Genomic DNA, 4,054 nt, shown 5'->3' with positions numbered 1-4,054 from the left:
GTGGTTGCCAACCAGCGCGGCACGGCCCAATACGTGATGGTGGGGCTGCAGGTACCGGTCTACGGCAAAACCGGCACAGCCAGCAATCCCGGCGGTGAACCGCACGCCTGGTTTGCCGGTTATACCGATGCCGGTCGGAGCGACCTGCCCGACATTGCCGTGGCGGTGATTGCCGAAAACGCCGGCGAAGGCTCCGAGATTGCCGCTCCAATCTTCCGGCGGGTGGTTGAGTCGTACTTCTTCGGGCGTCCCAGCCGCCTGTATCCGTGGGAATCCACCTTCTACATCACCCGCACGCCGACCTCCCTCTACACCGACACCCCGCGCCCAACCAGCACTCCTGAACCCACCAGCACCCCCGAACCATGATTGGAGCCGCGCCGTAAAGGCTATGAATCAACCCACCTTGCACGGACAGGTTACGCGCTTATTATCCGGCTTTTATACCGTACAGAACGAACATGGAACGTGGGTGTGCCGTTTGCGCGGGCGCTTGAAAAAACAGCGCGCCCAGGCTGACATTGTCGCTCTGGGAGACCGGGTGCAATTCCTCCCGCTGCCGGACGGCACGGGGGTGATCGAAGCGGTTGAACCGCGCACGCATGCCCTGGTGCGCATGGCGCCCACCGCGCGCGGCGAATATCAGCAGGTACTGCTGGCCAACCCCGATCAGGTGGTGTTTGTGTTTTCCTGCGCCAATCCTGCTCCGCGGCTGGGCATGCTCGACCGCTTCCTGGTGATTGCCGAACAGCAGGGTATTCCCCCTCTGATTGTTGCCAACAAGACCGATCTGGTGGCGGCGGAAGAAGCCCGCCGATTGTTTGCCGAATACCCCCCGCTGGGTTATCCGGTGATCTACACCTCGGTGAAAACCGGCGAGGGCATTCAACAATTGCATGACTGCCTGAAAGGCAAACTTTCGGCACTGGCCGGCCCTTCGGGAGTAGGCAAATCCAGCCTGCTGAATGCCATTCAACCCGAACTGGGCCTGGCGGTTCGGGAAGTCAGTCAGGCTACCTCCAAAGGCCGGCATACCACCGTCATCCGCCAGATGTTTCCGCTGCAGGATGGCGGTTTTGTGGCCGACTTGCCCGGCTTGCGTATGCTGGCATTGTGGGATGTGCAGCCGGAAGAACTGGACGGTTACTTTCCGGAACTGCGCGAGCGGGTGCAGCAATGCGCCTTCAATGACTGCACCCATCGCAGCGAACCGGGTTGTGCCGTGCAGGCTGCCCTGCAAAATGGTGAAATTTCCCCGCGCCGCTATCAATCCTACCTGCGCATGCGCTTTGGGGAGGAGGAAGAAGAATAATGGTCATCTGTCGAATGCAATGGCAAAAGTTGACGCTCATTTTACGCAACCCGTTCCGCCTTTCTTACGGAGTGAGCGAAACCCGCGAAACCTACTGGCTGCGGCTGGATAAGGACGCCGGGTGGGGGGAAGCCACCCTGCCACCCTACTACGGCGTGGATTTCGCCAGTTTTGAAGAATACTGGCAGAAGATGTCCCAAACCGGCCGCCGCCTTCCCGAAACGCCTGCGGAAATTGAAGAATGGCTGGGAGAAGAAGGTCCGCCCGCTGCCCGCGCCGCACTCGATCTGGCCCTGTACGACAGCATCGGTCTGACCCATAATCTGCCGCTCTACAAACTGCTTGGGCTGCCTTATCCCAGCGGACTGCCCACTTCGTTCACCATTGCCATTGACACGCCGGATGCCATGGCTCAGCAGGCAGCCGAACATCCCGAATTTCCCATCATCAAGGTCAAACTGGGTTCCGACGACGACCTGACCCGCCTGCGCGCCGTGCGCAGCGCCCGCCCGGATGCCCGCCTGCGGGTGGATGCTAATGCCGGCTGGTCTTTTGAAGATGCGCTCTACAACATCCGCGCCATGGAAAATCTCGACCTGGAAATGATCGAACAGCCACTGGGCGTTCACGAAATTGAGGCGATGGGTGAACTGCAAAAAGTCACCAGCATTCCGTTGGTGGCGGATGAATCGGTGCGCACCCTGGCCGATATTGAAAAACTGGCTCAGGCTGGCATTGCGGGAGTGAACCTGAAACTGATGAAAGCCGGCGGTCTGACGCCCACCCTGCGCATGGTGAACCGCGCCCGTGAACTGGGATTGAAGGTCATGCTGGGCTGCATGGTAGAAACCTCGCTGGGCACCACCGCCATGGCTCACCTGTGCGGACTGGCGGAGTGGATTGATCTGGACGCGCCTTTGCTGATTGCCAATGACCCCTTTGAGGGCATCACCTATGATAAAAACCTGCGCATCCGCGTACCGGAACGCCCCGGTTTGGGAGTCATTTTGAAAACGGTAGAAGCAGTCGAGGAGAAAAATGGCGACCATGAACAACATTGAAACCTTGCTGGAAGAAATTGCCTCTCACCACCGCGATGAACGGGAACACCTCTTTGATGTTCATGTTGAAAAGCAAACCGCCTCGCAGGTGGTGTTGAGCGGACGGGTACTGGAAGAATCCGATCTGGAAGAATTGCGCCGGCATTTGCCGCCGGGCTGGACGATGGATGCTCATGCCGTGCGCGTGCTGCGCCGTTCGGCAAGCGCAACGCTGTGCGTGGCAACCAACCTGACCAGCCTGCACCGCCAGCCTTCTTTCCTCGCCGAGCAGTTAACCCAACTGCTTTACGGGCGGCGGGTGGAAGTGTTGGAGGAACAGGAGCGCTGGGTTTTCGTGCGCTGCGATGACGGCTATCTGGGCTGGACTTACCGCCCCTATCTGCGTGAGCAGCCGGCTGCTCCGCCCACCCATCTGGTGGTGGCACCGGTCGGTTTGCTGCGCAGCGAACCGCGCCAAAACGCGCCCTTGCTGACGCGGGTTCTGGGCGGCACTTTCGTTCAGGTCTGGCAGGAACAGGACGGCTGGGCTTACCTGCAGGCCAATCAAAGCGGCTGGCTGCCGCTGGAGGACCTGCGCAGCCTGACCAGCCTGCCGCAAAGCGAAGCCGCCCGTCGCGCCCAAATCACCGCCGATGCCGCCCGGCTGATCGGCGTGCCCTATCTGTGGGGTGGCACGAGCGCGCACGGGATTGACTGCTCCGGCCTGGCGCAGCTGCTCCACCGCTGGGTGGGCATCACCATCCGCCGCGATGCTGATATGCAAATGGAAGACGGCAAGCCGATTGAACCGGAGGAAATGCAGCCCGGTGATTTAGCCTTCTTTGGCGAAAACGGCGAAACCCGCAGCATCACCCACGTTGCCATCAGCATGGGCGGCTGGGAGATTGTCCATTCCTCTCGTTCGCGCAACGGGGTTTACTTCGATAACATTCAGAAAGATGCCTACCTGCGCGAGCATTTTGTCGGGGCGCGCACTTATTTGAAATGAGCGGTCTGGCTTTTGAAACGCCGCTGGGGGCAAGGGTCGTCATTGCCGGGCGGGAGCGCGATTACTTCTCCGGCACCGGCTACCTCGGCTTGCACAATCATCCAGCCGTGATTCAGGCCGCCGTGCAGGCCGTTCAACGCTATGGGATGAGCACCGCCACTTCGCGCGGCGGCTATGGCGAACACCCGCTCTACGACGAACTCAACCGCCAGGCGACTGCCTTTTTTGGGGAAGAGGGCGTCCTGTATTATGCTTCCGGTTATCTGGGCGGGATGATTCTGGTGCAGGGGCTGGCCGAACGGTATGATCACATCTTTCTGGACGAAGCCGCGCACTACTCGCTGCGCGACGCCGCCCGCGCCAGCGGCAAACCGTTGCACTTCTTCCACCACCGGGATGCATCCCATCTGGCAGAAAGTTTGCGCCTTCACCTCGGCGCGGATGAACGTCCACTGGTGCTGACGGACGGCCTGTTCCCCATTTCAGGCGAAGTTGCCCCGCTGGATGAATACCTGCCCTTGGTGCAGTCCTTTGACGGCCTGCTGGGGGTGGATGACGCCCACGGGGTGGGCGTGTTGGGTAAAAACGGGCGCGGCAGCCTGGAATGGCTGGGACTGGGCGGCGCAGAAAGTGTGCAGGTATGCGCCACACTCAGCAAAGCGCTGGGCGGTTACGGCGGCATTCTGTTCGGCA

The 4,054-nt window shown here is 60.6% G+C and carries 5 protein-coding genes; all 5 read left to right on the top strand.

The window, feature by feature from the left end; all coding sequences use genetic code 11:
- A partial coding sequence (locus VAE48_RS01490) for a penicillin-binding transpeptidase domain-containing protein (protein WP_322791536.1) occupies positions 1 to 369 on the top strand: 369 nt, incomplete at its 5' end.
- Positions 370 to 391: 22 nt separating this feature from the next.
- The gene (gene rsgA, locus VAE48_RS01485; protein WP_322791535.1) at positions 392 to 1,312 is read left to right on the top strand and encodes a ribosome small subunit-dependent GTPase A; all 921 of its coding nucleotides are present in this window, start codon (positions 392 to 394) and stop codon (positions 1,310 to 1,312) included.
- Positions 1,312 to 2,373: a dipeptide epimerase gene (locus VAE48_RS01480; protein ID WP_322791534.1), complete on the top strand. Its 1,062-nt coding sequence runs from the start codon at positions 1,312 to 1,314 to the stop codon at positions 2,371 to 2,373. Before rsgA ends, VAE48_RS01480 begins: the two co-directional genes overlap by 1 nt.
- Positions 2,360 to 3,361, top strand: a complete 1,002-nt coding sequence (locus tag VAE48_RS01475; protein ID WP_322791533.1) for an NlpC/P60 family protein — start codon at positions 2,360 to 2,362, stop codon at positions 3,359 to 3,361. Before VAE48_RS01480 ends, VAE48_RS01475 begins: the two co-directional genes overlap by 14 nt.
- Positions 3,358 to 4,054, top strand: a 697-nt coding sequence (locus tag VAE48_RS01470; protein WP_322791532.1) for a pyridoxal phosphate-dependent aminotransferase family protein, incomplete at its 3' end; no start/stop codon positions are given. The genes VAE48_RS01475 and VAE48_RS01470, both read left to right, overlap by 4 nt.

This window comes from Bellilinea sp., from assembly GCF_034432615.1.
Lineage (GTDB): Bacteria > Chloroflexota > Anaerolineae > Anaerolineales > Anaerolineaceae > Bellilinea.
This window is presented reverse-complemented; position numbering and strand designations above follow the sequence as displayed.